Here is a 2,700-nt window from a genome sequence, read left to right as displayed (position 1 = left end):
CTCGAAATCGTCGTCCCACGAAAGCTGAAGGCCGCCACCAGGACGGTAATCAGGGACACTGACAATCTGTTCCACTTCGGATCTCTCCTCACTATGGGGTGTCCGGTACGGGAGTCGCCGTGAACATACGCCGAGACGACTCGCGCACCGAACACCGGTCGTTGGTCATCCCGGATAGATGTGCCTGTTTTCTACGACCATGGACTTGCCGGGCTTCTTGGGGTTCGGCGCCGGGCGCTCGAAGTTCATGTGCGGACCACCGCCATGCTGTCCGGTGATGTCCGTCTCACTCATCCTGGCCACGCGTCCCAGGGACTCGGTCGGGAGTGTCCAATAGACGGCTCTGGCTCACATCCGGTGGTAACCGTGTGTCACGTTCGTCCAGACCCTGAATGCGCAGCTCGCGGGCCGGCATTGTCGCTGCATACGGGGACGAGGATTCAGCCTGACAACCTCCGAATGCCCTTCCAACCTGCGCACCTTGCCGTCAGTAACCATTGGCACGATGTGTTACCACCGGATGTGAGCCAGAGCCGAAGACCGTACAGACCCCACCAACGCGCGTGGAAGAGCGTGAGCTCGCACTTGTTGTTGCGTCGGAGTTGGAGTTGGTCTTGGGTGGCTCCGCCGCGCCGCAGGCCCGTGGCGGTCAGGATGCGGCGGGTACCGCCACGTCGAGGCCGCGGGCCATCCAGGGCTGGGTCCAGGGCTGGCGTTGCTGTATCGATCTGATCGTTCATGTGTGCTCCTACACCTGCGCCGGGAGGCCACGTTATCTGCGGTGCGAGAGCACGGTGGGGCACTTGCGCGAGCTGGTGCCCCGCGGTTCGTGAGGGTCCTGTTGCTGCCCCGGGGCACGGATTTCGAGCCTCCCCTCGGTCTGTCTGAACTTCGTGTTCGTGGCAGAGGAAACGCAGTGAGCCCGCAGGTGCTCTCACGGGCATTCGTCGTGGGAGCGGCGTCAAGGCCGTCCGGTGCGGCCGGATGCCGGGAGTGAGTGGGTGGGCAGGAGCGGGCGGAGGGCCCCGAGGAGGGCGCCGACGCAGGTGTCGCGCAGTTCGGTGCGGGTGCAGGTCTCCTCGGTGAGCCAGTCCACGCAGAGCACTTGGACGAACACGAGCCAGCTCTTCAGGACGGCCGACACGGTCTTTCGGGTTTTGTCGTTCGCGAGGGGGAGGATCGCGAGGAGGCGGGTGCGCAGTACGTCGAGTTCGGTGGAGATGACGGTCTGGACCACCGGGTCCCCGGCGAGCACGCGGTTGGCCGCGAGGACGGTGTTGCGGTTGGCGAGGAAGTAGTCGATGTGTACGTCGAGGCCGGCGGCGAGCTGTTCCAGAAGGTCGCCGCCGGAGTCCAGGCGGACCTGGTCGAGCAACTGATCCGCAGCCTGCTGGTAGACGGCAGCGAAGAGCGCATGCTTGGTCGGGAAGTGACGGTAGAGCAGCGCCCTCGAAACGTCGGCTTCCCGTGCGACGTCCTCCATCAGCACATCCTCGTACGGGCGTGCGGCGAAGAGCTGCGCGCCGACCCCGAGTAGTTGGGCACGGCGGTCCGCGGGGCTGAGTCTCTTCCGCGTGGCCACGGCAGAAGCTTACTTGACGCGTGTCTACTAGATGGCCGTACTGTGGGATCCGACTGGTTGACACTTGTCTACTTGGGCGGGGGCGCGTGGCGGTGGCGAAGGCGAAGGCCCTCAGGGGGCTCGTGCTGGCTATGGGGGTCGCCTGTGTGCTGATCGGGCTGTTCCATGAGCTGTTCGGGATTGCTTCCGTGCCGGGTGAGAGTTCGGCGGGCGCGACGGTGGACAGCCGGGAGCGGTTCTACAATGCGATCTTCGCCGGGTATGGGGTCGCCTGGCTCTGGGTCGCCCGGCAGAGGCCGATCCCGGCGACAGCGGTGCGGTGGCTGGCCGGGGTGTTCCTGCTCGGCGGTGCGGGACGGGTGATCTCGATCGCCGTACAGGGGTGGCCACAGTGGTTCCAGGTGGTGCTGTCAGTGATCGAGTTGGTTCTGCCCCCGGTGTACTTCTGGCTGGCGGACTCGGAGGAGCAGGTGGCGCTGACTCAAGTCATGCCGGGATCGGAGGCCGGGAGCCCCGTGGCGGGGCCACGAAGAAGGTAACGGGGAACTGCAAAAGGAGCCGCCCGGCGGTATTGCCGTCGAACCGGCCGACCACGGCCTCGGACGCTCCCGGGGGCGGGCTGACCACGAAGATCCACCTTGCCGTCGAGCAGGGGCAGAAGCCGCTGTCGGTGCTGATCACGGCCGGGCAGCGGGGGGACTCTCCACAGTTCGAGCCGGTCCTGGAGGCGATCCGGGTGCCCCGGCTGGGGCGCGGGCGACCACGCAGGCGACCGGACCGGGTGCGGGCAGACAAGACATACGACTCCCGCAACAACCGGGCCTACCTGCGAAGACGCGGCATCAAGGCGACCATCCCAGTCCCAGCTGACCGAGTACGCAACCGCCAGAGGCTCGGCTCACGAGGCGGTCGGCCGCCGAAGTTCGACAAGACCGACTACCGCGAGCGGCATGCCGTCGAGTACGGGATCAATCGCCTCAAGCGCCACCGGGCCGTGGCCACGAGGTACGACAAGCTCGCAGTTTGAGGTTCCCCCGACATGCGGGGCGAGGTGACAGCAGGTCAGATAGGGCTCATGAGAGGAGCTCTGACGATGCCTGCCCCGAGGAAGTACCCGC

The 2,700-nt window shown here is 66.2% G+C and carries 3 protein-coding genes and 1 pseudogene; 2 read left to right on the top strand and 2 right to left on the bottom strand.

Translation table 11 applies throughout. The annotated features are described in order from the left end of the window. Positions 1 to 165 precede the first annotated feature (165 nt). Both ACWC2T_RS45865 and ACWC2T_RS45860 read right to left on the bottom strand, forming a co-directional pair. Entirely contained in the window at positions 166 to 294 is a 129-nt protein-coding gene (locus tag ACWC2T_RS45865; RefSeq protein WP_450676221.1) for a hypothetical protein, read from the bottom strand. A 667-nt stretch (positions 295 to 961) separates the two neighbouring features. Beyond that, complete coding sequence (locus ACWC2T_RS45860; protein ID WP_450676220.1) at positions 962 to 1,582, bottom strand: TetR/AcrR family transcriptional regulator; 621 nt, start codon at positions 1,580 to 1,582, stop codon at positions 962 to 964. Positions 1,583 to 1,674: 92 nt separating this feature from the next. Here ACWC2T_RS45860 and ACWC2T_RS45855 point away from each other — a divergent pair, with 92 nt between their 5' ends. After that, the gene (locus ACWC2T_RS45855; protein WP_450676219.1) at positions 1,675 to 2,121 is read left to right on the top strand and encodes a DUF4345 domain-containing protein; all 447 of its coding nucleotides are present in this window, start codon (positions 1,675 to 1,677) and stop codon (positions 2,119 to 2,121) included. Between the two features lie 58 nt (positions 2,122 to 2,179). After that, positions 2,180 to 2,609 (top strand): annotated as a pseudogene (locus ACWC2T_RS45850) (IS5 family transposase); the annotation flags it as partial. Positions 2,610 to 2,700: the final 91 nt, after the last annotated feature.

The organism is Streptomyces sp. NPDC001393 (assembly GCF_053597455.1).
This window is presented reverse-complemented; position numbering and strand designations above follow the sequence as displayed.